Origin of the sequence: Mucilaginibacter sp. dw_454, assembly GCF_018449775.1 — a bacterium.
Classification (GTDB): domain Bacteria; phylum Bacteroidota; class Bacteroidia; order Sphingobacteriales; family Sphingobacteriaceae; genus Mucilaginibacter.
The window spans coordinates 631,027-656,355 of the sequence record NZ_JAAVVB010000001.1 but is presented as its reverse complement, the minus strand read 5'-3'; the positions used below and the strand labels follow the sequence as shown (position 1 = coordinate 656,355).

The 25,329-nt window shown below is 42.2% G+C and carries 23 protein-coding genes; 8 read left to right on the top strand and 15 right to left on the bottom strand.

Features of this window, described 5'->3' with window-relative positions; translation table 11 throughout:
- Positions 1-16: 16 nt before the first annotated feature.
- Positions 17-355, bottom strand: a complete 339-nt coding sequence (locus HB679_RS02960) for a tetratricopeptide repeat protein (RefSeq protein WP_214070442.1) — start codon at positions 353-355, stop codon at positions 17-19.
- Positions 356-475: 120 nt separating this feature from the next.
- Between HB679_RS02960 and HB679_RS02955 the strand changes: the two genes are divergently transcribed.
- The 5 genes from HB679_RS02955 (at position 476) to HB679_RS02935 (ending at position 5,363) form a co-directional block, all read left to right on the top strand.
- The gene (locus HB679_RS02955; protein ID WP_214070441.1) at positions 476-1,213 is read left to right on the top strand and encodes an electron transfer flavoprotein subunit beta/FixA family protein; all 738 of its coding nucleotides are present in this window, start codon (positions 476-478) and stop codon (positions 1,211-1,213) included.
- A 15-nt stretch (positions 1,214-1,228) separates the two neighbouring features.
- On the top strand, positions 1,229-2,206 hold the full coding sequence (locus tag HB679_RS02950) for an electron transfer flavoprotein subunit alpha/FixB family protein (RefSeq protein WP_214070440.1): 978 nt from the start codon (positions 1,229-1,231) through the stop codon (positions 2,204-2,206).
- Between the two features lie 22 nt (positions 2,207-2,228).
- Positions 2,229-2,834 carry a bifunctional nuclease family protein gene (locus tag HB679_RS02945; protein ID WP_214070439.1) on the top strand — a complete coding sequence of 202 codons (606 nt, stop codon included), beginning with the start codon at positions 2,229-2,231 and terminating at the stop codon, positions 2,832-2,834.
- 151 nt (positions 2,835-2,985) lie between these two features.
- On the top strand, positions 2,986-4,245 hold the full coding sequence (locus HB679_RS02940) for a nucleoside permease (protein ID WP_214070438.1): 1,260 nt from the start codon (positions 2,986-2,988) through the stop codon (positions 4,243-4,245).
- 32 nt (positions 4,246-4,277) lie between these two features.
- The gene (locus tag HB679_RS02935) at positions 4,278-5,363 is read left to right on the top strand and encodes a DUF3667 domain-containing protein (protein WP_214070437.1); all 1,086 of its coding nucleotides are present in this window, start codon (positions 4,278-4,280) and stop codon (positions 5,361-5,363) included.
- 7 nt (positions 5,364-5,370) lie between these two features.
- On the opposite strand, the gene HB679_RS02930 is transcribed toward HB679_RS02935, so the two are convergent.
- The 6 genes from HB679_RS02930 to HB679_RS02905 form a co-directional block, all read right to left on the bottom strand.
- Positions 5,371-5,943 (bottom strand): outer membrane beta-barrel protein, encoded by a 573-nt coding sequence (locus HB679_RS02930; protein WP_214070436.1) that lies wholly within the window; start codon positions 5,941-5,943, stop codon positions 5,371-5,373.
- 117 nt (positions 5,944-6,060) lie between these two features.
- Positions 6,061-7,689, bottom strand: coding sequence for an acyl-CoA carboxylase subunit beta (locus HB679_RS02925; protein ID WP_214070435.1), 1,629 nt, complete (start codon positions 7,687-7,689; stop codon positions 6,061-6,063).
- A 305-nt stretch (positions 7,690-7,994) separates the two neighbouring features.
- Positions 7,995-8,579, bottom strand: coding sequence for a TIGR00730 family Rossman fold protein (locus HB679_RS02920; protein WP_214070434.1), 585 nt, complete (start codon positions 8,577-8,579; stop codon positions 7,995-7,997).
- Positions 8,580-8,680: 101 nt separating this feature from the next.
- A complete protein-coding gene (gene guaB / locus HB679_RS02915; RefSeq protein WP_214070433.1) occupies positions 8,681-10,150 on the bottom strand; it encodes an IMP dehydrogenase in 1,470 nt (489 codons plus the stop codon).
- A gap of 164 nt (positions 10,151-10,314) precedes the next feature.
- Positions 10,315-11,601, bottom strand: coding sequence for a pitrilysin family protein (locus HB679_RS02910; RefSeq protein WP_218625283.1), 1,287 nt, complete (start codon positions 11,599-11,601; stop codon positions 10,315-10,317).
- Positions 11,594-12,841, bottom strand: a complete 1,248-nt coding sequence (locus HB679_RS02905; protein ID WP_214070432.1) for a pitrilysin family protein — start codon at positions 12,839-12,841, stop codon at positions 11,594-11,596. Before HB679_RS02905 ends, HB679_RS02910 begins: the two co-directional genes overlap by 8 nt.
- 125 nt (positions 12,842-12,966) lie before the next feature.
- On the opposite strand from HB679_RS02905, the gene HB679_RS02900 reads away from it, so the two are divergent.
- The gene (locus HB679_RS02900; RefSeq protein ID WP_214070431.1) at positions 12,967-13,518 is read left to right on the top strand and encodes a hypothetical protein; all 552 of its coding nucleotides are present in this window, start codon (positions 12,967-12,969) and stop codon (positions 13,516-13,518) included.
- Between the two features lie 115 nt (positions 13,519-13,633).
- Here HB679_RS02900 and HB679_RS02895 read toward each other — a convergent pair whose 3' ends face one another.
- The 4 genes from HB679_RS02895 to HB679_RS02880 all read right to left on the bottom strand — a co-directional run bounded on the left by HB679_RS02895 (position 13,634) and on the right by HB679_RS02880 (position 19,660).
- The gene (locus HB679_RS02895; protein ID WP_214070430.1) at positions 13,634-13,978 is read right to left on the bottom strand and encodes a phosphoribosylpyrophosphate synthetase; all 345 of its coding nucleotides are present in this window, start codon (positions 13,976-13,978) and stop codon (positions 13,634-13,636) included.
- Between the two features lie 99 nt (positions 13,979-14,077).
- Positions 14,078-15,538 carry a dihydrolipoamide acetyltransferase family protein gene (locus tag HB679_RS02890; protein ID WP_214070429.1) on the bottom strand — a complete coding sequence of 487 codons (1,461 nt, stop codon included), beginning with the start codon at positions 15,536-15,538 and terminating at the stop codon, positions 14,078-14,080.
- 44 nt (positions 15,539-15,582) lie between these two features.
- Entirely contained in the window at positions 15,583-16,830 is a 1,248-nt protein-coding gene (locus HB679_RS02885; protein WP_214070428.1) for a competence/damage-inducible protein A, read from the bottom strand.
- Between the two features lies 1 nt (position 16,831).
- Positions 16,832-19,660, bottom strand: a complete 2,829-nt coding sequence (locus HB679_RS02880) for a putative LPS assembly protein LptD (protein WP_214070427.1) — start codon at positions 19,658-19,660, stop codon at positions 16,832-16,834.
- A gap of 52 nt (positions 19,661-19,712) precedes the next feature.
- Between HB679_RS02880 and HB679_RS02875 the strand changes: the two genes are divergently transcribed.
- Entirely contained in the window at positions 19,713-20,630 is a 918-nt protein-coding gene (locus tag HB679_RS02875; RefSeq protein WP_214070426.1) for an N-acetylmuramoyl-L-alanine amidase, read from the top strand.
- Positions 20,631-20,758: 128 nt separating this feature from the next.
- Positions 20,759-21,709, top strand: coding sequence for an MlaD family protein (locus HB679_RS02870; RefSeq protein WP_214070425.1), 951 nt, complete (start codon positions 20,759-20,761; stop codon positions 21,707-21,709).
- Between the two features lie 119 nt (positions 21,710-21,828).
- Here HB679_RS02870 and HB679_RS02865 read toward each other — a convergent pair whose 3' ends face one another.
- The 4 genes from HB679_RS02865 to HB679_RS02850 all read right to left on the bottom strand — a co-directional run bounded on the left by HB679_RS02865 (position 21,829) and on the right by HB679_RS02850 (position 25,229).
- Positions 21,829-22,740 (bottom strand): ribonuclease Z, encoded by a 912-nt coding sequence (locus HB679_RS02865; protein ID WP_214070424.1) that lies wholly within the window; start codon positions 22,738-22,740, stop codon positions 21,829-21,831.
- Between the two features lie 21 nt (positions 22,741-22,761).
- Entirely contained in the window at positions 22,762-23,139 is a 378-nt protein-coding gene (locus HB679_RS02860; RefSeq protein ID WP_214070423.1) for an STAS domain-containing protein, read from the bottom strand.
- Between the two features lie 51 nt (positions 23,140-23,190).
- Complete coding sequence (locus HB679_RS02855; protein ID WP_214070422.1) at positions 23,191-24,135, bottom strand: phosphoribosylaminoimidazolesuccinocarboxamide synthase; 945 nt, start codon at positions 24,133-24,135, stop codon at positions 23,191-23,193.
- Between the two features lie 131 nt (positions 24,136-24,266).
- Positions 24,267-25,229: a PhoH family protein gene (locus HB679_RS02850; RefSeq protein ID WP_214070421.1), complete on the bottom strand. Its 963-nt coding sequence runs from the start codon at positions 25,227-25,229 to the stop codon at positions 24,267-24,269.
- Between the last annotated feature and the right edge of the window lie 100 nt (positions 25,230-25,329).

Here is a 25,329-nt window from a genome sequence, read left to right as displayed (position 1 = left end):
GGTTGGGTGGGGCTGATTAATAATCGTCGTCATCATCATAACCAATAGCTTCCCGATAAATGGATTGCAGCTCAGCAAAAGCATGATTATCGCGTTTAGCTTTGGTGATCTCCATACCTTTTTCGTAGGTCTTTATGGCGTCGTCTTTACGACCAAGCGCCTCATACAGTTTACCTAAATGATAATAGGTGCCAGCGTATTGAGGATGATTGGTAACCAGGTCCTCATAGTACTCCAATGCCCTATTTGCATCGTTTAAACGAAGATATTCAGTAGCCAGGGCATATTTTAAAAACTCGTCGTTTGGTTCGTTCTTTATAAACTCTAATAGCTTATCTAATCTGCTTGTCTCCATTTTCAATCCCTATCTTTTTTATCTAGATTTGTAGAAACCCTATGTTATGACCATCAGGAGCTACAATACTACTTAATTTGCTCCTGATAGCTTCGTTACCATAAAAAACAAATTACAGCAATGAAAACTCTTGTATGTATAAGCCATGTGCCCGATACCACCACAAAAATAACTTTTACCGATAACAACACGCAATTTAATACAAACGGGGTTCAATTCATTTTAAACCCGTACGATGAAATAGCTCTTGCGCGTGCTATCGAATTAACAGAGGGTGCTAATGGTACAGTAACCGTTATTAATGTAGGCGACGCCTCTACCGAGCCTACCATACGCAAAGCCCTGGCTATAGGCGCAACCGATGCCGTACGCATCAACGCGCAACCGCACGACGCATGGTTTGTGGCGTATCAGATAGCACAGTACATTAAATCAAATCCTTTCGACCTAATATTGACGGGCCGTGAGTCGATAGATTATAACGGTTCAAAGGTAGCTGGAATGCTTGGCGAACTTCTGGATATTCCGTCGGTATCAATCATTAAAAAGCTGGAGATTGAAGGTACTCAAGCTACTGTTGAACGCGAGATTGAAGGTGGCAAAGAAGTATTGGCCATTCCCTTACCGTTGGTAGTGGGAACTGCTGAAGGTGTCGCCGAACCTAAGATCCCCAACATGCGAGGCATTATGTCGGCACGTACTAAGCCGTTAACAGTTATTGAAGCTGTCGAGGTAAAAACAAATTCAGAGATCATCAGTTATGAAACACCAGCACCCCGTGGCCAGGTAAAATTGGTTGAGGCCGATGATCCGGCTAAATTAATTGAGTTATTACACACCGAGGCCAGGGTTATTTAATTAGATAGAAATACTATGTCAGTTTTAATATATGCGGAGAACGCTGACGGCAAATTCAAAAAGTCGACTTTTGAAGCTGTAAGTTATGCCCGCGCCATTGCCGACCAAAGCAATACTATACTTACGGCCCTATCCATCGGCGATGTAAGCGCAGACGAACTAAGCGCGCTGGCTAAATACGGTGCCGATAAGATATTGAACGTATCCAACAGTCAGCTTAAAAACTTTGTGAACCAAGCTTACGCTTCGGTGATTGCAGAAGCTGCTAAAAAAGAAGATGCAGATGTTGTTGTGTTGTCCAACTCCTTTTCGGGCCGGGGCCTCGCTCCCCGTGTCGGTGTAAAGTTAGAGGCAGGGATTGTTGACGGTGCCGTTGCATTACCCGAAATAAACGGCGGTAAATTTACAGTTAAAAAGACAGCATTTTCGGGCAAAGCCTTTGCTACGGTAGAATTAACATCAGTCAATAAAGTTATTGCGCTTACACCAAACTCCTTCAAGATAGCAGAGGTTGCCAAACCGGTAAAAGTTGAAGACTTTAGCACTGAGGTTAAAGCGTCTGATTTCAAGGCAATACTAAAAGAGATTGTACGCTCGACAGACAAGATTTCGTTGCCTGATGCTGAGATCGTTGTATCCGGCGGTCGTGGTTTAAAAGGACCTGAAAACTGGGGTATGATCGAAGAGCTCGCCGATTTATTGGGTGCAGCTACAGCCTGCTCAAAACCGGTATCAGACGCGGGTTGGCGGCCACATAACGAACATGTTGGACAAACTGGTATAGCTGTCAGTCCAAATTTGTATATTGCAATAGGAATTTCGGGCGCGATACAGCACCTTGCGGGTATCAGTTCATCGAAGGTTATTGTAGCGATAAACAAAGATCCCGAAGCTCCGATCTTCAAAGTAGCCGACTATGGTATTGTCGGCGATGCTTTTGAAGTGATACCAAAATTGATAACAGCGATTAAAGAACATAAGGCCTTAGTATAAGGATGTTGTGATGGGTAATAACATGAAAAAAATTAAGCTTGATATTGTTGGCTTGTCTTATAGCCAAACACAATCAGGCGCGTATGCGTTGGTTTTAGGCGAAGTTGGCGGCAGGCGCCGTCTACCGATCATCATTGGTAGTTTCGAAGCGCAGGCAATTGCCATCGAGATCGAAAAAATGACGCCAAGCCGTCCCCTAACCCATGACCTGTTCAAAAGTTTTGGCGAGGCATACGCTATTACCGTGCAAGAAGTGATCATTTACAACCTGGTTGACGGTATATTTTATTCAAAACTAATTTGCAGTGACGGTAAAAAAGTAATGGAGATAGATGCCCGCACATCTGACGCCATTGCTATTGCGGTACGTTTTGAGTGCCCCATTTATACTTACGAATTTATCTTATCAAGTGCCGGAATTGTTATTGAAGGAAACGACTTTGTTTACCTAGAAAACATCAGCGAAACGCCCGAAGATATATCAACGGTTTCGTCAACTGCCAGCGCCGGCTTTGGTGCGCTGGGTATCGAAGAATTAAAAGCCAAGCTACAAGAAGCTTTAGCTGAAGAATCATACGAGAAAGCCGCTAAAATTCGCGATGAGCTGAATAGACGTAAAGCCTCGTAGTTATTTATTGGTTGGAGATCAGAGATTAGGCTTAACATTACAATATTTGTCGATATAACTAATCTCTATCTCCCTTTCTATATTCCCATAAAATTCACTACTTTCAGATTTTGAATTTATAACTGATCGTCATTAATTAAAACCAGCCTGTATGAATGTTAAGTTTCGCTTGATACTAATGAATTTTATGCAATATTTTATATGGGGAGCATGGTTGCTTACCATAGGTGCATATTGGTTTCAAAACAAACATTGGTCGGGCGCTCAATTTGGCATTATCTTCTCTACGATGGGCATTTCGGCCATTTTTATGCCTGCTATAACCGGCATCATCTCAGATAAATTTATCAACGCCGAAAAGCTATATGGAGTCATGCACATTTGTGGTGGCATAGTACTGGCCTGCCTGCCACTCGTTACTAATCCAACTACTTTTTTTTGGGTGATGTTGCTGAATATGGTATTCTACATGCCAACATTGGCATTGTCAAATACTGTAGCCTACTCCGCTTTAAAAAGAGCCAATATTGATGTTGTTAAAGAATTTCCTCCCATTCGCATCTGGGGTACAATCGGCTTTATAGCCGCTTTGTGGGTAGTTAGCTTAACGCATAACGAAACCTCCGCCAATCAGTTTTATATTGCATCGGCTATAGCATTTGCTTTAGGTATTTATTCATTTTCATTACCAAAATGCCCGCCTTTATTGGCTAAGATCGACAATAAAACACTTGCAGGCGCTTTAGGCTTAAATGCTTTCGCGCTTTTTAAATCACCAAGATTTGCCATATTCTTTGCCTTCTCGCTTTTATTGGGTGCGGCCTTGCAGTTAACCAATGCCTACGGCGATACCTATATTCATGATTTTGCGAAAATCCCTTCGTACCAGGATACCATAGCGGTAAAATATCCGGCAATCATTATGTCTATCTCACAAATTTCAGAGACGTTGTTTATCCTGGCTATACCATTCTTTTTACGCCAGTTCGGTATTAAGTATGTGATGTTATTTAGCATGCTGGCTTGGGTACTGCGCTTTGGTTTGTTTGCATTTGGTAACCCTGCAGAAGGTTTATGGATGATTGTAATGTCATGTATTGTTTACGGCATGGCGTTCGACTTCTTTAACATATCCGGCTCATTATTCGTAGAAACACAGGCAGCTCCCGAAATCCGAGGTAGTGCGCAAGGTTTATTTATGATGATGGTTAACGGCTTTGGTGCTTTATTCGGTAGTTTTGCCAGTGGTTTGATCATTGATCACTTCTTCACTATGTCAAACGGCGACAAAGACTGGCACGGCATCTGGTTATGCTTTGCTGCCTATGCACTGGTAATTGCAGTGATATTTCCATTTGTATTTAAATACAGGCACAATGCTGCTTTAGAGCACGCTATTAAACACGCTTAAACACTAATACCATTTCTCGTTTTAATTAACTGATGAAAAAACATTATCGCAAAGAAACTGATTGTGCCAACTGCGGAACGCCGCTGCAGGGGAAATTTTGCTACCACTGCGGGCAAGAAAACCTGGAGCTGAAAGAGAGTTTTGGCCACATGATGAATCACGCAATCAGTGATTATTTCCACTTCGATCATCAGTTTTTCAGCACATTAAAACCCCTACTATTTGAACCTGGTAAACTAACTAATGAATATTTGGCCGGTAGGCGCGTGTCATACCTGCACCCGGTGAAAATGTACATTTTTATAAGTTTGATTTACTTCGTGCTACTATTTCAAAGTGGATATAAACCTCCGGTAAATATAAACGTGAGCAAACCAGAAGGACCTCATAAAAAGGAAATGGCCGTTACTGACAGAAAGCTGGATAGTGTGATTAAAAGTCCAAATACATCGGGATTAACTAAAAAAGTATTATCAATAACTAAAGGCAGGCTAGATTCTGAAGCTGTACATAAAACATCAGGTGATGTAGATCCCGACGACGATGTTGACGTGATGATTGGCGAAGGCCGTATGCCGGGAATGACCAAAGACACAACATACACGCAGTACCTGGCATCGCAGGCAAAGCTTCCAGATGACAAGCAGGATGGCTTCTTCGATCGCTTATACCACAAAAAATCATACGAATACAAAGAGAAATATGGTAAGCACGCCAGAGAGGCTTTTTTTGACGAGTTTAGGCACAATATGCCTAAAATGATGTTTTTAATGCTGCCATTATGCGCATTGATTTTCAAGATCACTTTTGCAAAGAATAAAAAATATTATGTAGAACATTTGATATTCACATTCCACTTGCATTGCTTCTTGTTTTTATTTTTGGCTATAATTATGACGCTGGAGCTGATTTTTCCAAAAAGCTGGGGTCTATATGATTGGTTAAGTTTGGCAGGTACAGTAGGTGTTATTTGGTATCTCTACAAATCTGTAAGGGTATTTTACCAAAGAAGCAAATGGCGCACAATAACCAAATTGCTGGGCGCCAGTCTGATGTATTTTATCGCATTTACCTTTTGCTGTAGTATAGCATTTATGCTGACAGCATTAACGATGTAACCCTAAGTTAGAATATTTTATAGGCTAAAGACAAGTTGAATAAATTGATTTTAGTCGATCCGGCTCCATAATTCTGTTTGCTTAATCCAGCCTCATAACGCAAATCGACAGATAAACTACGGATATCAATGCCGGTACCTAGTTGCCAGGCATAGTTTTGATTTTTATAATTTAGTCGGGTGATATTACTTGCCGCGTCGTCATAGTTTTGATCTTTGTTGATGGCAAATGACACCATAGGACCTGTATAAAAACGGGCACCAAAACCAAAAGCACCTACTTTTCCGCCAAATAGCAAAGGCACATCCACGCTGGTAAATTTCTGCTTGATACCATCTACGGTTACATTTTTTCCTGTTACATAGGCTTCTGGTTGAAAGTTAAAACCCAATGCTCCAAAACGCGCCCAGATGCCACCCAGGTAACCTGCCTGGTTGCTGCTATTGAAAGTACCAGATTTTGAAAGGTTGGTTAAATTCATCCCGCCTTTAATACCAAAAGCAAAGCTGGGAATTATTTGAGCTTGAGAAGTAAATCCTGTTGTTATAGCAACAGCGACGATTAATAAGATCTTTTTCATGGTTTAGTGAATTAAATAAAGGTCAAAATTATAATAAATTGTCATTGTGAGGAGGAACGACGAAGCAATCGCACGCTGCATAGTCCGCGATTGCCACGCTTCGCTCGCAATGACAAACTAAGTCTGAATTACACCTACATTAAATGGTTTCTCAATGGGCGAATGATTAGCAGCCTCAATACCCATCGATATGATCTTGCGAGTCTCCAATGGGTCTATAATGCCATCTACCCAAAGTCTGGCCGCTGCATAGTATGGCGTAGTTTGTGCGTTATAACGATCGGTTGTTTGTTTGAGCAGTTCAGCTTCTTTTTCTTCATTCACATCCTCGCCCCTTGCCTTCATGCCGGCCGCTTGCATTTGTACTAAAGTTTTAGCCGCTTGCGATCCACCCATTACCGCTATTTTTGCTGATGGCCACGCATAGATCAACCGTGGATCATAAGCTTTACCACACATGGCATAATTACCCGCACCATATGAATTACCGATTACAAAAGTAAATTTAGGTACTACCGAATTGGCTACCGCGTTCACCATCTTAGCGCCGTCTTTTATAATACCGCCTTGTTCTGACCGGCTACCTACCATAAAGCCGGTAACGTCCTGCAAGAAAACCAATGGAATTTTTTTCTGATTACAGTTCATGATAAAGCGTGTAGCCTTATCTGCCGAATCGGAATAGATTACCCCGCCAAACTGCATTTCTCCCTTTTTTGATTTGATGACTTTGCGTTGGTTAGCGACGATACCAACTGCCCAGCCATCTACCCTACCCAAACCGCAAATGATGGATTGGCCATAGCCTTCCTTGTATTCTTCCAGTTCTGAATTGTCCAACAGACGCAAAATGATCTCGCGCATATCATAAGCCTTTTCGCGATTATCAGGCAACAGTCCGTAAATTTCTTTTGAATCTAGTTTAGGCTGAACGGTTTTGATACGATCAAAGCCGGCTTTATTAAAATCGCCAACCATACTCATGATCTTTCGGATAGATTCCAGGCAGGTTTTATCGTTGGGTTGTTTGTAGTCGGTTACACCGGATATTTCACAGTGTGTGGTGGCACCGCCCAGGGTTTCGTTGTCGATGTCTTCGCCTATAGCGGATTTCACCAGGAATGATCCCGCGAGAAAGACGGAGCCTGTGCCTTCGACGATCATCGCCTCATCACTCATAATAGGTAAGTAAGCGCCGCCAGCTACGCATGAACCCATAATAGCCGAGATCTGAATGATACCCATGCTGCTCATCAGCGCATTGTTTCTAAAAATGCGACCGAAGTGCTCTTTATCCGGGAAAATTTCATCTTGCAAAGGCAAATAAACACCTGCAGAATCGACCAGATAAATGATGGGTAAACGATTTTCCATGGCAATTTCTTGCGCGCGCAGGTTTTTCTTTGCAGTTATCGGGAACCATGCACCTGCCTTAACCGTTGCATCATTGGCTACTATTACACACTGTCTGCCAGATACATAACCAATCCCGGTTATTACTCCGCCAGACGGACAGCCCCCATGCTCGGCATACATGCCATCGCCTACGAAGGCGCCAATCTCCAACCAGTTCGAATCCCGATCTATCAAATTAGCAACCCGCTCGCGGGCCAGCATTTTGCCTTTCTCTTTTTGTTTGGCAGCAGCTTTTTCGCCACCGCCCTGGTATATTTTTTTAAGCCGGTTATTTACTTCATAAACCAGCTGCTTATTAATATCCTCATTTTTATTAAAGTCGATATCCATGGTAAAGGTTATAACAGAAATACAATTTAGGTAAAAACGCTTGGTTGTGGCGTTTTTATATTGCTTATGCTAAATAACACAAAATGCAACATTTGTGTTACGAAAAAATTTGGAAGTGAAACTTTAATTCAGTTAATTCGTATAACTATTGATTAAACGCCCCTATTAAAACAGATGATTATATTAACAATAGCTTATTTACTCCGCCGCTTTAATGTGTTGCCACTTATCTATAGCAAAGTACTGGTAACTCAATTACCTGCATTCACGCTTGCCGCATTCGCAGCCTGCGCCTATCAAGTTTCTTAGGAAAGGTTTCTGTCTTTGAACCAAACCTCGTCCGGTTCAATTTTGGCGTGTTCCATCAGGTCAACTAATTCTATAGCATTAGCCGAGGTGATGACCAATTGGCGGTTTACCGGTTTAAGGAAACGCTGCTCAACCATTACGTCCATTTGCTTTAGCAGATAGTCGTAAAAACCATTAATATTCAGTACACCAACGGGGTGCTGGTGCAAACCTAGCTGTAGCCAGGTCAATACTTCAAAAAACTCTTCGAGGGTACCAAAGCCACCGGGCAGCATAATAATACCGTCGCACAAATCATTCATCATTTGCTTACGCTGATGCATATTCTCCACTATGTGTATTTCGGTAAGCCCTGTATGGCCAACTTCTTTATCCATTAAAAAGCCGGGGATAACACCAATAGCTTTGCCGCCGCGTTGTAAAACAGCATCCGCCATCAGGCCCATTACGCCTACCTTGCCACCACCATAAACCAAGGTAATGTCTTTGTTAATCATGACTTCGGCCAATAGCTCGATAGCCTCTTTTAAGACAGGATCGCCGTTAAAGTTGGCGCCACAGAAAACACATATGCTTCGCATTTGGTGATTGGAGATTAGTTAATTGGTGATTAGGTTTTGATTTATGATAATTGGAGACTAGAAATCAGGAACCCCAATATCTAACCTCCAATTTTTAATCCCTACCTGGTATAATTTGGTGCTTCCTTAGTAATCGTAATATCGTGCGGATGTGATTCGCGGATACCTGAAGCGGTGATACGGACAAATTTGGCTTGTTGCAGAGTTTCAATATCTTTAGCGCCGCAATAACCCATGCTGGCCCGCAGACCGCCTACAAATTGGTAAATAACCTCTGACAAGGTTCCTTTATAAGGTACACGACCAACAATGCCTTCTGGTACTAACTTCTTAATGTCATCCTCAACATCCTGGAAGTAACGATCTTTTGAACCTTGTTCCATGGCTTCGATAGAACCCATACCGCGGTATGATTTAAATCGACGCCCCTCATAAATAATACTCTCGCCGGGTGATTCTTCAACTCCTGCAAATAATGACCCTGCCATAATAGTACCTGCGCCTGCCGCAATAGCCTTCGCAATATCGCCGGTATGTTTGATACCGCCATCGGCTACAACAGGTACACCGGTGCCTTGCAGCGCTTTGGCACACTCATAAACCGCATATAGTTGTGGTACACCAACGCCCGCAATAATACGGGTGGTACAAATAGAACCCGGGCCAATACCCACTTTAACACCATCGGCACCGGCTTTAGCTAATGCTAACGCACCGTCGCCGGTTGCTACGTTACCTGCTATTACCTGCAAATCAGGATATTTGGCTTTAACTTCTTTCAGTTTATCAATAACGCCTTTTGAATGGCCATGAGCGGTATCAATAGCGATGACATCTACCCCGGCTTTTACAAGGGCGTCAACGCGTTCCATGGTATCAGCAGTAACACCAACGGCGGCGCCTACACGCAGGCGGCCGTGCTCATCTTTACAAGCGTTAGGGAAGTTTCTGAATTTCTGGATGTCTTTAAAGGTGATCAGACCTATCAGGATACCATTGTCATCAACAACCGGTAGTTTTTCAATTTTATGTTCCTGTAAAATCACTTCGGCTTGAGCCAATGTGGTACCTTTTGGCGCAGTAATCAGATCGGCTTTGGTCATTACTTCCTGAACCGGCTTGGTCATTTCTTTTTGGAAACGCAGGTCGCGGTTGGTAATGATACCTTTCAGCTTATTACTTTCGTCAACCACAGGAATACCGCCAATTTTGAACTCGCGCATGATCTTTATTGCGTCAGCAACAGTTGATGCTTCGTGCAATGTAACCGGGTCCTGAATCATTCCACTTTCTGAGCGCTTTACTTTACGCACCTGCTCGGCCTGGCGCTCAATGCTCATGTTTTTGTGCAGCATGCCTAAACCACCGGCTTGTGCCATGGCTATCGCCAATTTAGACTCGGTTACCGTGTCCATAGCGGCAGATACCAGCGGTATATTAAGCCTGATCTTTTTAGTTAAAAAAGAGCCGGTGTTTACATCGCGTGGTAAAACTTCTGAATAAGCCGGGAGTAATAGTACGTCGTCATAGGTTAATCCTTCGGCGACAAATTTTGATGGGTCTGACTGCATAGCAAATAATTATTTGGAGGTATTATTTGCCGGGCAAAGCTAATGATTTATTTCGGATTTCGGAAGTGTGATTTCGGAATTGGTCAAGATTTACAAAGCGATGATTATTAATTTCGGATTTTGGGTTAGTTAAATCCGAAATCGAAAATCCGAAATCCGAAATTCTAATATTTTCCTACAATAACCTTATAGAACTTGTCAAATTTTAAGTACTCATTAGCCAATTTCAATAAGTCGTTAGCAGTTACATTTTTGATGATATTGGTATAACGATCATAATAATCATAATCCATGCCTGAGAAATATAGATTCTTGAATTTATCGGCGTGCGAAAATACGTTCTCAAGGCTGCCCAGCAACGAACCCATCATGTAATTACGCACCAAGCTCAGTTCTTCTTCCGGCACTAATTCTGTTTTTAACAGATTGATCTCTTTTTCAATCTCAACGGTCGCTGCTTTGCAAACCTCTGCTCCCACTTCGGTAGCGATGAATAAAGCGCCACCCTGACGATATGAAACAACGCCACTACCAATGCCGTAGGTATAACCCTTATCCTCGCGAATGTTATTCATCAGCCTTGAGCCAAAATAGCCGCCCAGCACCGTATTTAATACTTGTACAGCAGGAAAGTCCGGATGTTGACGATTAATGAACGGCAAACCCATACGGATAGCTGATTGCAACGCGTCGGGCTTTTCTATAAAATAGAAATGTTCGGTAGCATTGTGTATTACTGGTTGGCTGGTATCTGCCGCTTTTGACTGGTTACTCCAATCATTCCCAAAGATATTTGTAAGCTGATCTATAGCTGTTTGTTCAACTTTACCGGCAATAATTAAGGTGCAGTTTGATGGCTGATACATTTGCTGGTAATGGGCCAATAAGTCCTCGCGTTTAACGGAATTGTAAGTTTCAATATCAGGCGTTAAACCGTAAATACTATCACCATACAAAGCTTTATTAAAAGTGCGACGCGCCACAACATCATTCTTTTGCAGGCCAACTTGTAATTTTTGTTGTTGATTGCGGATGTAGATATCCAGTTCTTTTTGCGGGAAGATAGAATTAACCAGGATATCCTTGACTACCGGCAAGGTTTTGTCTAAATGCTTGGTTAGCGAATACAAGGTAACCTGCGACTGCTCATGGCCATATTCTACCGATAAAAATGCGCCGTAAAAATCTATTTTATCGGCAATCTCGGCAGCAGTTAAGGTTTTGGTGCCATCGGTAAGCATAGTATTAACCGCGGTATTTAATAACGGCTTCGCCGGATCAAAACGCAGGTTATTAAAGATCCATTCAATTCTTACCAGTTCCTGATCGCCAGAATTAAAAGTATAAAGGCTACAGCCATTAGCAAACGTTGTTTTATCAGGCCTGATCAGGCTTATATGTTCTATCTGCTTTGATGCAGGAGCTTCCGTCCTATTTAATATATTAGTCATTGGTCTGTTCTGCAAGGTAAATTAATGTCGATGAATTATCTTTTCTGAACAGCTTGGTTGCTTCGCCTTTAATTTCCGCCGGTGTTACTGCCAGGAATTTTTCGGTTTCCTGATTAAATAATTCGGCATCACCCAAAAGCTCGTAGTACGCCAGGTTCATGGCCTTGTCTAACAACGACATCTCTGAAAATATCATAGTCGATTCGGTTTTGTTCTGCACTTTGGTCAATTCATCAGCGGGTACTTCTTGCCTCGTTAATTGCTCAACCTCGGCCCATAACGCAGCTTCAGCTTCTTCAACCGATACGCCTTCGCTTGGCTTACCTTCAAGTACAAACATGCCTTTATCCAGGCTACCGAAAACGTAGGCGTGAACCTCGCTAAATAATTGCTTATCTTTTACCAAACTACGGTACATGCGCGACGAATTACCACGCGAAAGAATATCAGACATCAACTCAATGGCATAAAATTCTTTCTCGCGCCTGCCCGGCATTTGCAAGGCGATATAGATGTCATTAACCGGCACTTTAGCGGTTATGGTTTCGCGGCGCTCGTCGTGCTGCTCATCTTCTTGGGGGAGATTACGATGATATTTTTCGCCGGCAGGTATCGGGCCAAACCATTTCTGGGCCAACTCTTTTACTTGCTCCAGCTTCACATCGCCCCCAACTACCATAATGGCATTTTGTGGGTTGTAATGCTTTTTAAAGAACGTTTTTACGTCTTCAATCTTAGCATCGGCAATGTGTTCAATCGTTTTGCCAATAGTATCCCAACGATAAGGATGCTTTTTAAATACCATGGGGCGCAAACGCAGCCAAACATCGCCATAAGGCTGGTTCAGGTAGCGTTGCTTAAACTCTTCTATCACCACGTTCCGTTGCACCTCCAGGCTTTTTTCACTAAAAGCCAGACTGAGCATCCTATCGCTTTCCAACCAAAAAGCAGTCTCTAAATTGGCCGATGGCAGTGTGATGTAATAGTTAGTGATATCATTGCTGGTAAAGGCGTTATTCTCGCCGCCAACCTGTTGCAGCGGGCTGTCGTAGTTTGGAACATTTACCGAGCCGCCGAACATCAGGTGCTCAAACAAATGCGCAAAACCGGTTTGTTCGGGGCTTTCATCGCGCGAGCCAACATCATAAAGGATGTTTAGTACGGCCATTGGGGTTGTGTTATCTTCATGGACAATCACCCGCAGGCCATTGTCTAATGTAAAACGGTTGAATTTAACCATGTATATTTAGTAGTAGTAAATTGTAGCGAACAAATGTATAATTTTTTAGATGTTTAGTGCTTAATTTTAAGAATTTGAAAATTGTATGATATGACCGCCGTAATATCAACCCCTATTTTTAAATAATGGATCAGAACAAACTCGTCAAACAGATAAGCGCTACCCTTGGTAAACTAAAAGTAATTGAGTTAAGCCGAATACTTAGAGATCAGCAATTTAACCTGCGCGATCTGATCGATATAACCCACTATCAAGACGAAGCTATTGCCTTCAGGGCCGCCTGGATCCTGGAGAATTTATTTCTGCAACAACCCGAAGTTTACGCATCGTATCTTGAATATTTGTTTAATGCTCTAACAGATATTAAATGGCCGCCTGTAAAAAGGCATTATGCCAAAATTGTGATGCATATCACGTCGCCTAAAGCGCCTAAAATCATTAAAGATCAATTAAAGCAAATTCATATAGAACCGGTGATTGAACAGTTATTTGAGTGGTTAATAGATCCGAAAATTAAAATAGCGGTAAAAGTATTTTCAGCAGAGGCTTTGTTTAATTTAAGAAATCAGCATGATTTGATCAAGGACGAACTGCGCAACCAAATTGAGTTTTTAATGCGCGATGGGTCTGCGGCGATACAGACCAGGGGGAAGAAGTTGTTGAAAGGGTTAGGATAATTAAAAACGTCATCGCGAGCGACAGCGTGGCAATCTCTGTGCAACAGACAGGTCTAATGTACAGAGATTGCCGCACTCGTTCCTCGTTCGCAATGACGTGTGCGAGATAAAGCAATTACGCTTGCGGTTTATCGCTGCTATGCAGGTTATTACTCACCATATAATGATGCAACTTAGCTTCAATGGCCGATGAGCTGTCATTAGCATAAGTGCCATAAGCGTTTACAATAATACCCTTAAGATCATATTTAGGCGAACTCACTGCGTACACTATCGACATATCGGCCGGGTTGCTTTGGCCCTCGAAGCGATAAAACTCATCTATAGAGAAATCATCCGCAGTCATGTGTATATCTTTCGACTTATCGTCGATCGTGTCGCCTTCCATACTCAGGTTGGCGGTATATCCCCTTTTCATCAAATCGTTAGTGGCATCCACTAAGGTTTCATAGTTTTCCATGGTTCTTGTAGTTTATTTAGGGGTAGCACAAAACCACCTCTGTTTATAAACCACAAAAGGAATATACTTGTTTGATTTTTACTGAAGATTTTTGGCTGATCAAACCTGCCTGTCGGCATCCCACTTTTCAAGATAATGCGCTATCCGGCTCAGGAAAGAGCCACCTAAAGCACCGTCTACCACCCTGTGATCGTAAGATAATGACATCATCATAATATGTCTTATGGCTATCACATCGCCCTCTGGCGTTTCAATCACAGCAGGCTTTTTCTTGATGGTACCCACCGCTAATATTGCCACCTGTGGCTGGTTGATGATCGGGGTACCTGATAGGTTACTAAAGGCACCAACGTTGGTAATGGTAAATGTTCCGTCTTTAACATCATCTGGTTGCAATTTACCTGTACGAGCCTTGTTAGCCAGGCTGTTAACGGCTTTGGTTATACCCAGTAAGTTAAGCTCTTCAGCCTTTTTAATCACCGGCACAATTAAATTACCATTTGGCAAGGCCGTAGCCATGCTGATGTTTATAGCAGCTTTTTTGATGATCTGTGTACCGTTAACCGATACGTTGATCATTGGATAATCTTTTATAGCTTTTACAACCGCCTCGATAAATATTGGCGTAAAGGTTATTTTTTCACCCTCACGTTTTTCGAAGGTGGCTTTTATTTTTTCGCGCCACAATACCAGGGCGGTAACATCAGCCTCAACAAATGAGGTTACGTGCGGCGATGTATGCTTGCTCATTACCATATGTTCGGCAATTAAGCGGCGCATACGGTCCATCTCTATAATTTCGTCAACGCCACTGGCTGTTAACGGTTTTGAATGCTCTATTTTGGTTTGTCCCGGTCTCGGCGCTTCCTGTCTTGGTGCAGCTGGCTGTGCCGGTTTCGGAGCAGCAGCTTGCGTACCGTTGGTTGCTCCATTCTGGTATCCTGGTGCAGGACTTGGAGCCGGTGCTGATTGAGGCGTAGCTGGGGGAGCGACTGTTCTCTTTTTTACATAAGCTAACAGGTCGTCCTTAGTTAACCTGCCCTCAGCACCACTACCAGGAATACTATCTAATTCGGCCTGGGTAATATTTTCTTGCTGCGCGATATGCTTAACTAAAGGCGAGTAAAATCTTGCTGCGCCCTTGGTATCATTGTTTTGTACAGGGGCAGTTGTTTGCAATCTTGCAGCTAACTGATCAACACCCGGAATTTGTGGTGGTTCTGGCTGCCTTACAGGTGCTGGCGCAGGGGGCGGTATACTTGCTGCTACAGGAGCAGGTGCTACAACAGCTGCTGGTGCCGGTGCGGCTTCTTCAGCAGCATCAGTTTCAATAATAGCTATGATTGAGCCAACCTGAACTACATCATTTTCTTTATAACGCTGCTCGACTAATCGGCCGTTTACAGGCGACGGGACTTCTGAGTCGACCTTATCAGTGGCGATTTCCATTACCGCTTCGTCGGCTTCTATATAATCACCTGGATTTTTGATCCATTTAATTACGGTTGCTTCTGCAACACTCTCCCCCATCTTTGGCAATAACAGCTGATATTTAGCCATACTTTAAAATATAGTTCTTTGGTCAAAATTAGATAATCTGCTGTTTACTTTTCAACATCCTTGAGTAAAGTATTCAACATAAATAATGCCGCTGAGGCGCTCCTTTCGATGTTTTGAAGCCTCTTGCTGCCGAATGTGTATTTCTTTCGCACCGTTTTTTGAGTCGATGCCGCCGCTATCCAAACCGTGCCGACAGGTTTATCGGGCATCCCGCCATCAGGGCCTGCAATACCGGTAACAGCAATAGCGTAATCTGATTTAAAATTGCGTAGTGCGCCTTCCACCATCTCAACTACGGTTTCTTCACTTACCGCACCATATTGCTGCAATGTCTCTTTTTTTACATCGAGGATGCTTTCTTTTAACTCGTACGAGTAAGAAACAGCTCCACCAAAAAACACTTTCGATGAACCCGGATGCTGCGTAAACAAATGCGAAATATAACCACCGGTACAACTTTCGGCTACCGAGAGTGTCAGATTACGCTCAGCCATAAAGTTCAGTATTGATTTCTCAAGCGCAATGTCTTCTTCGGCAATTACAAACTCGCCTACCCGTTTAACAATCTTTTTAGCATATTGTTCAATCTCATTGTTGAGCAGAACTTCATCATCGCCCTGGCCGCTTAAGCGCAGGCGCACCTGGCCCAGTTTGGGCAAATAAGCAAGCTTGATATGTTTAGGCAATGAATCTTCAATATCTTCAATACGCGTAGCCAGAAACGATTCGCCCTCGCCCGCCGTCAATATAGTTTTATGAATGATAAACGGAAGCTTAAACAAGGTTTTGATCTTGGGGATCACTACTTCCTCCATCATGTACATCATCTCAAAAGGCACACCCGGCATAGATACATAGATCTTGCCCCCAACATTAAACCACATTCCCGGTGCGGTGCCATTTTTATTGTCTATAACTTCACAGTTTGACGGAACCTGCGCTTGCAGCTTATTGATGTCCAGCATCGGGCGATTGTATTTCGCAAAAATGCGCATAACGTTGTCCAGTGCCTCTTTGCTTTCTACCATACCCACGCCAAAATATTCGGCCAGGGTATTTTTGGTAATGTCGTCTTTTGTAGGGCCCAGGCCACCGGTAATAAAGATCAGGTCAGCACGGCCTTTAGCTTCTTTCAAAGCTGTAAGGATATGTTGCTTATCGTCAGACACCGACGAGATCTGCTTTACGCGGATACCGGCACTGTTTAGCTGTTGCGCCATCCATGCCGAGTTCGTATCAACAATTTGTCCTATTAATATTTCGTCGCCTATAGTTATAATTTCTGCAAGCATGTTAATAGTTATTAAAGCTGGCGTTACTGGTGTAATCGCTTCGCTTGGTTAATTTGAGCGCCTGCAAAATTGCGGATTTAACCTTTAGTGTAACGTTGTACGATTTATAAAACCCAAACGGCACCCAGTTTACAGAAAGGTCCCAACAATGCAAATCGCGATATATAGCGAAAGATGTGGCACTACTCAATTGTTTTGCCTGCAAATCATAGTTGGTATTAAACTGTATTTTCCATTTCGGCGTCAAACTAAAATCGCCACTGAGCATTATGGTGTTTACGTGGTTGGTGTTTACGTAATTATCCGTGTAGCTAAAGTTATAATTCATCACCAGGTTCCACGGAATATTAAAGTCTATATACGCCGACGGATCACTATTGAGCAATGCCATGCTTTGCCGTTGCGCTTCTGTGGCGTTATTTAAGGTGTTTGGCAAATTAGGATTATAGCCCGGCAATGCGCTTGCGTCGGTATTATTGGGTGTTGGATGGAAAGACGCCGGGTTTAAGGTACCACTTAACGAGAAGTTAAAACTGGTTAATTTAGGGATTTTACCGTCTTGCCAGGTATAACGGTTAAACTTATGGCTATATGCGGTTACCCGACCGGCAGAAACCGAATCAAAGACCTTGGTTACATACGGATCAAACGAACCGCCAAAACTCACGTTAACTTTGTCATTGAATAAGCCCGTATGCCCAGAAATAGCTATCGGCGTTAACTTGAAAGAGTCGGCCGCAAAGTTGTAAAAAGTGTTAAAAGCTAGGCTTTGCAGTAGTTGCACTTTTTTAGGAGTTTGCGAGGTGTCCGTACTTTTAGGCCGAAATTTGGCTTCTAGGTTGTTATCAATGCTTAAGTTAAGCCCTGCCTGTCGCCCACCCTGCGGACCGCCATAAACACTATTTTGAAAGTAAGAATATCGTGAGTAAACCACGGGATATGGCACGCTGGCGTTACTTACTATTAAGTGATTATAACTTCTGTCAAGCCCAGAATAATCTGGCGCATACGAAAAGCTAAGGCTGGGTGTAATAACATGACGTACGGCCATTAACCGGCTATTTTTAAAATAGACTGTACCATAAAGCTTGGTAGACAACCCAGCGCTCAGATTATAATTACCTACCCTTTTAAATCCGGGTACCGTGTCGGTAGCCAATGAGTCGGCACGTGCATAATGCTGCCTTATTGATTGAAAATACCAGCGCTCGGTATAATTGGCGCCCATATTAAACTGGAAAAATTTAAACACGTTCAAGCTTAGCCCAACCGGTATCTGGTGTTGTATACCGTTTTGTAAACGTTTGGTAAGTGTCTCGCTTTTAAAGAGTTCAGATTCGGGCACATTGGTTATTTGGTTGGTAGCCGTCATGTTATAGGCCAACGTAATTTTCTCATACCATTTTTGCTCACCAACCTCGTCCTTCGATTGGAAAGGGTTTATGCTGGACATACTGAAGTTAATATTGGGCAATTGCAGGGAAACTGTTTTTGCCGTCAAATCCTGGCTATGATCCAAACTGGTAGTCATATTAAATGGCGTACCCTCCCAGGTTTTTGAATAAGAGATACTTGAACGCAAAGCGTTTGAGGTAAGTTGTTGCAGGTTATACCCGGTTGATGCCGGGTTATTCTGATAAAAGCTTGATGTACCGGCGTTTACTGATGCACTGAATGTACTGCCCGGGCTGGCATTTGGGTTTTGCGTGTGCTGCCAATCAATATGGAAATCTTTTTGCGGCGGGTCGCCGGCCAAACCGTAGTTGTGCGAGCTGTAGCTTAACGTTAAAGCTCCGTTATATTTATACCGGCTCATGTAGTTAAGCGCGCTGCTTACTTCGTACGATCCGTTGGAGTAATAAGTACCCAGGTTGGTTAAATCGGCGTAATCGCTTAAACCTATATAATAACCAAAGTCTCGCAAGAAAAATCCCAGCGTCGCATCTTCACCAAAAGTTGGCAGCAAAACTCCGGAAGAACGGGTGTCTTGTTTAGGGAAAAAACCAAAAGGTATGCCAATTGGTATCGGTATACCCTCAATCTCCAAATAAGCAGGGCCTGATATAATTCGCTTTTTTTCGCCAATACCACGGGTTATTACAATGCCATAATCGGGGGTTTCACCTTTTGATGGTTTGTCGCAGGCGCTAAAAATAACGTTATGATAAGCAACTTCATCGTCATTCAATTTCTTTGCCTCACCGTGCGAGATATAGTTACCATCTTGCTCAGAAAATGGATTATAAATATGTCCTTTTTTTGTTTCGTAGTTAAAATACAGCGAGTCGGATGTAATGGGCGATTCTTTACCCTGTTTAGATATCGGCCGGCCTATATAACGCCCGGTTCTTTTATCGGGCATGCCGCTGGCAAATATCAGGTGGTTTTTACGATCAATACGAATATATTCAGCATCCAGCTCAAAATTACCATAGGTAACGCGTGCATTGCCTATCCGGTAGCTTATTTGTGTTTTGGTATCATTAAAGCTTGAGTCGGCTATTTCTTTAACCTCATTATCTAAGGTAGATTTATTTTTGGAGGTATCTAAAATGGCGCCCCGTTTAGAAGTATCTCTTCCCACTGTCAGATTACCTCTTTTTGAAGTGTCATTTGCAATAACTTTTGGTATCGTATCGTTTTTTGAGGTAGAATTTCGCTTAGATTTCTTTAATTTAGCGGTAATTCGCGGAAATTTATCTGTTGAGTCGAGTTGTATAATAGTGTCCGCGGCAGATTTAAATATCGTAACCCTACCTTTATGAGCAAAGGCAATCAGGTTTACTATCAATATAAGTGCAAATAGAAAAATTAAGTTGACGAATTTCAAAATTGATTATGAATAGTATTTTTGCAGATATAGTTAACAGCGTTCAAAAATAATGAAAAATAAAGCATTGAAAAGATTGATTTTTGGATTATTGGCATTACCGGTGTGCTTTTCGTTATTTTCTTTTACATTAATTAAAACAATAAAAAACGATACCATTGTAAATAAAGGCTTTAAACTTAAAACCGTTATTATTGATCCGGGCCACGGCGGTAAACCTACCGGTACAGGCCATTTTTCGCACGGAGCATCTGGTTCTTTCTCTACCGAAAGAGGTGTAACGCTTGCTATAGGCCTAAAATTGCAGGCTGCCATACAAAAAGAATTGGATGGCGTTAAGGCTGTGCTTACACGTAGCAATGAGGATGATGTGTCGTGGGAGCGTCGATCAGAAATAGCTAATGAAAACAAAGGCGACCTGTTTATTTCGTTGCACTGTAATTCATTATCAGACAGAGTTGTTCGTGAGGCAGTGGGACACAAGCATGGCAAAACCGTTTACAAATCTGTGCGCGAACCAAACAGATCAGGCAAAGGGGTATTGTTACTGGTTTATGGCACCTGGCGCGGTCGCGAAGAAGAAAAGGCTATAAGCAAAAGTCAGTTAGAAGAGGGCGAAGAAGGCGAAGGCTCAGAAATGAATGCCGGGCTTGATCCTAATGACCCGGAATCCATCATCCTCATTAACCAATATAAAAGTAAATTCAGACAGCGCAGTATACATCTGGCTACCTTAATTAACACCGAATTTACTGATACTGATGGCCGCCCAAGCGAAGGCATACGCGAGCAAGGTGTACTAGTATTGTGCCACAGTGCAATGCCAGCGGTACTGGTTGAGACGGGCTATATCAATAATCCGGACGATGAAGAATACCTTAATTCTGACAAAGGACAGGACGAAATTGTAGCCTCAATTATCCGCGCTTTAAAGAATTACAGGGCCGATGTAGAACAAGTAGCCAAATAATTGGTTATAGTGTGAGTTCTGATAGCTATCGGGACTAAATGTGGGATAAGTGCGACGGACAAATAGTAAAATTTAATTAGCTTCATGCCCAACAATTAATCTCCAAACTAATATCACAACTACTACGTATGAAAATATCAAACGAGACCAAAATAGGCGCACTTACTTGCATTGTTATTGCCATGCTGATACTCGGATACAGTTTTTTAAAAGGTAACGACGTATTCTCAGGTTCAAATAAATATTACGCGATTTATAAAAGTGTAGACGGACTTACCGTATCAAAACCGGTACTGGTAAATGGCTTTCAGATTGGGCACGTATCAAAAATGCAATTGCATGAAGATGGCCGCACTACGGTTGAATTCAAAATCAAATCAGAATATAATATCCCTGTTAACACCCTGGCCAAACTGGTAAGTACCGACTTGCTGGGCAGCAAAGCCATTGTGTTTTTATTGGGCGATAGCAAACAGTATGCTGAAAACAAAGACACGCTGCGTGCTGATATACAAGGCAGTTTGGCCGAAAGCTTACAGCCTATCCAAACCAAAGCCGAAAACCTGATGACAAAACTAGATTCATCACTGGCTTCTATTAACGCTATTTTGAATCCAAACTTCCAGAAAAATGTAGACCGCAGTTTTGCCAGCATTGCTAATTCATTACAAACGTTGGAAGGTACCACCAAAAAGATCGACGCGTTGGTTGGATCGCAGTCAACCCATATTGATGGTATATTGGCCAATGCAGAAACTGTATCAGGTAATTTAAAAGTAACCTCTGTCGGCCTAAATAAAGTAACCGACAATTTTCAAAAATTTAGCGGTGATTTGGCGAATGGCAATATTCAACAGACTTTAGACAATGCCAACAAAGCTGTGTCTGAATTACAACAAACCATCGCTTCCATGAATAGTACCAAAGGTTCGTTAGGTTTATTGGTGAATGACGACAAGCTTTATAAAAATTTACAGTCTGCTTCTGATAATCTGAATTTATTGTTTATCGACCTGAAAGCTAATCCAAAACGCTATGTACACTTCTCGGTGTTTGGTGGTGGTAGTAAGAAGGATTAATATTACATACTCCAAAAATCGATTGTCATTCTGAGCGGTAGCGAAGAATCTTATCAAGTTTTGCTGTTCGGGCGTATAAGACTTTCGCTATCGCTCAAGATGACAAATAATTTCCTCATCTAAATTAGAAAAGTCTTCCCTTCAATCGCCAACGCCGTATTTGGGAATACGCTTTGCGCCTGTAGCAACAGTTCTTCCAATGTTTTGTAACGGGCGGAGAAATGACCAATCACTAATCTCTTAGCATTAACCTTAGCGGCTACTTCACCGGCTTGTAAAGCAGTGGTATGGTGGGTTTCATTTGCACGTTCAAGCATGTTATGCAAAAAAGTAGCCTCGTGATATAGCAGATCAGCGTTTTTTATCTGATCGAAATACTGCTCGTTATACATGGTATCTGAGCAATAAGCGTAAATTTTAGGATCGGCCGAATCGGCAGTAAGCGTATCATTTTTATATACTGTGCCCTGGTTATCTGTATAATCTACGCCTTTTTTTAAGGCTGTATAATATTCAACAGGCACGCCAATGCGTTCTATTTCATCTTTCAATAGCTTACGCAGTCGTTTCTTCTCTTTAAACAAAAACCCGGTGCAGTCAATCCTGTGGTCAAGCGGAATGGTTTCAACAACAACATCCTCGTTATCTATAATAACCTGTGGTGTTTTAGGATCAGTAGGATGAAATTCTATTTCGTACTGCAGAACCGTTTCTGAATATTTAAATTGAACCTCAATGATATCCATTAAATGTGGCGGACCGAATAGCTTTAAAGTTTTTTTTCGTCCGTTAAGGTGTAGCGAAGAAAGAAAGCCAATAAGGCCCAGATAATGATCGCCATGTAAATGGCTGATGAAGATATGATCTATGCGGCTGCTTCTTATATCAAAACGAAGCATTTGTTGTTGGGTGCCTTCGCCGCAATCAACCAAATATAGGCGCTCATTGATATTAAGCACCTGCGATGTAGGGTTTCTATTGTAAATGGGGGTAGCAGAACTGCTGCCTAAAATTGTTACCTCAAATCTCATATCAGGTAAACAATTAAGGTACTATCTTGCTTCTTTTTTTAATTCTTTTTCTATTTCTTCCATGAAGATATGGTCGATAGCCTCTTCAGTTGATGGAACAATAGTTAACACGCTTTCTAATTGTGATATAGTAACCAGGCGCGATACAGCGTCATTTAATCCCGTCAAGATAAAAGAACCTGTCGCGTTTTTACACAAACGATGGCCAACCAACAAACTGCTTAAACCAGACGAATCAGCAAATTTTACTTGAGAAAGATCAAGGATTATGTTACGTTGTCCTTCGGTATTGATCAATATCAGCTCAGATTTCAGCTGTGGCGTAATCAACGAGTTTAACTTAGACTCATTGAGTTTAAGCAATATATATTTCTCGTGTTTGTCTACTGTAAACTTCATTTTACTTCAATATTTGTAACTGCTAATATAGGCATAATTGGACAAAAAAAATCACAATGCCGGCAACGCCTTTTTTATAGCAAGTTCTACTCTGTCCAACACGTTTTCGGCAGTTGGCTTAACAAATTTTTCGCCGGTGATCTGTTCATAAAGCTCTATGTATCTCTCTGATATCGACTCCACCTTTTCAGGCGTCATTTCAGGCACCACCTGCCCGTCTTTACCTTGAAAGTTATTCTCTATTAACCATTTGCGTACAAACTCTTTAGAAAGCTGTTTTTGTGGCTCGTTTTTTTCCTGGCGATCCTGATATCCTTCACTATAAAAGTAGCGTGATGAGTCAGGTGTATGGATTTCGTCAATCAGGTAGATCTCGTCGCCTACTTTACCAAATTCATATTTAGTATCTACCAAAATCAAACCTTGCGCGGCAGCTATTTCAGTACCGCGGGCAAACAATGCACGGGTAAATTTTTCCAATAGTGCATAATCTTCGGCAGATACGATACCTTTTGCCAGGATATCTTCCTTAGATATATCCTCGTCATGCCCTACCGCCGCTTTAGTTGTTGGGGTGATGATAGGTTCGGGCAGCTTATCGTTCTCTTTCAAACCTTCCGGCAAAGCCACACCACAAACCTGGCGTTTGCCGGCAGCGTATTCGCGCGCTGCATGCCCTGCCAAATAACCACGGATAACCATTTCTACTTTAAACGGTTCGCAAATGCGGCCAATGGTTACGCTTGGATCGGGTACACTCACCACCCAATTAGGTACAATATCGGCAGTAGCTTTCAAAAATTTAGCTGCAATCTGGTTAAGCACTTGTCCTTTATAAGGTATAGCTTCAGGCAGCACCACGTCAAACGCAGAGATGCGGTCGCTCACTACCATTACCAGGTATTTATTATCAATAGTATAAACATCTCTAACCTTACCTTTATAAAAACTGGTTTGATTAGGGAAATTGAAATGGGTTTCTTTTAATGCATTCATGATTGAGAGTCAAGAATCAAGAGTCAAGAATCAAGATACTTGGATTCTTTCTCTTAACTTATTTATATATATAACGAAGAGTCAAGAATCAAAATCCATCTTGGTTCTTGATTCTCGACTCTTGCTTCTGATTACTGTATATCGCCGTAGGCGGCTAATATCTTTCTTACTAATTTATGGCGGACAACGTCCTCGCCGCTCAGGTATACAATCTCAATACCTTTGATATCGGTTAAGATGCGCAGTGCCGTGTGTAAGCCGGATTGTTGCTTCTTTGGTAAGTCGATCTGAGTAACGTCGCCGGTTACGATAAATTTTGCTGATGGCCCCATACGGGTCAGGAACATCTTTAGCTGCATATCCGTGGCGTTTTGCGCCTCATCCAATATCACAAAGCAATTATCAAGCGTACGGCCACGCATAAAGGCTAATGGAGCAATTTCTATAGTTCTGTTCTCCAGATATAATTTCAGTTTTTCGGCGGGGATCATATCATCCAACGCATCATATAGAGGGCGCAGGTATGGGTCAATCTTTTCTTTTAAATCGCCCGGTAAAAAACCCAGGTTCTCCCCTGCTTCAACAGCCGGACGGGTTAATATAATACGTTTAATCTCTTTATTTTTAAGGGCGCGTACGGCAAGTGCTACCGCGGTATAAGTTTTACCGGTACCTGCGGGGCCTATGGCAAACAGGATGTCGCTTTTATTGATACAGTCAACCATTTTACGTTGATTGGCTGTACGGGCTTTAACCATTACACCATTAGGTCCAAATACAATCACCTCGCCGCTGGCAAACTTGTCTGCAGCAGCGTCTGTACTCGGTGCAGAGGTATCCACTTTCGAACCCAGGATCCTTTCCAGATCGGTGATATTCAAATTTTCATATTTTTCGATATGCTCAATCAGGTGTTTGAACTTCTCTTCAAATACTACTAATTCACGCTCGTCGCCCAGTATCTTTACTTCGCTGCCGCGGGCAACTATTTTAAGTTTGGGATATTGTTTTTTGATGATCTCGAAATGATCGTTATTCGGCCCCCACAAAACTGCCGGATTTATATTTTCAATTGATAGTTTGAGCTCGTTCAATAGTAAATTTGATTATTTTGTTACCGATTTTTATGAATTAAAAATTGAATATTTGCAGCGTCTAACGCTTGTACAAGATTAGTAATAAATATTTAAAAAA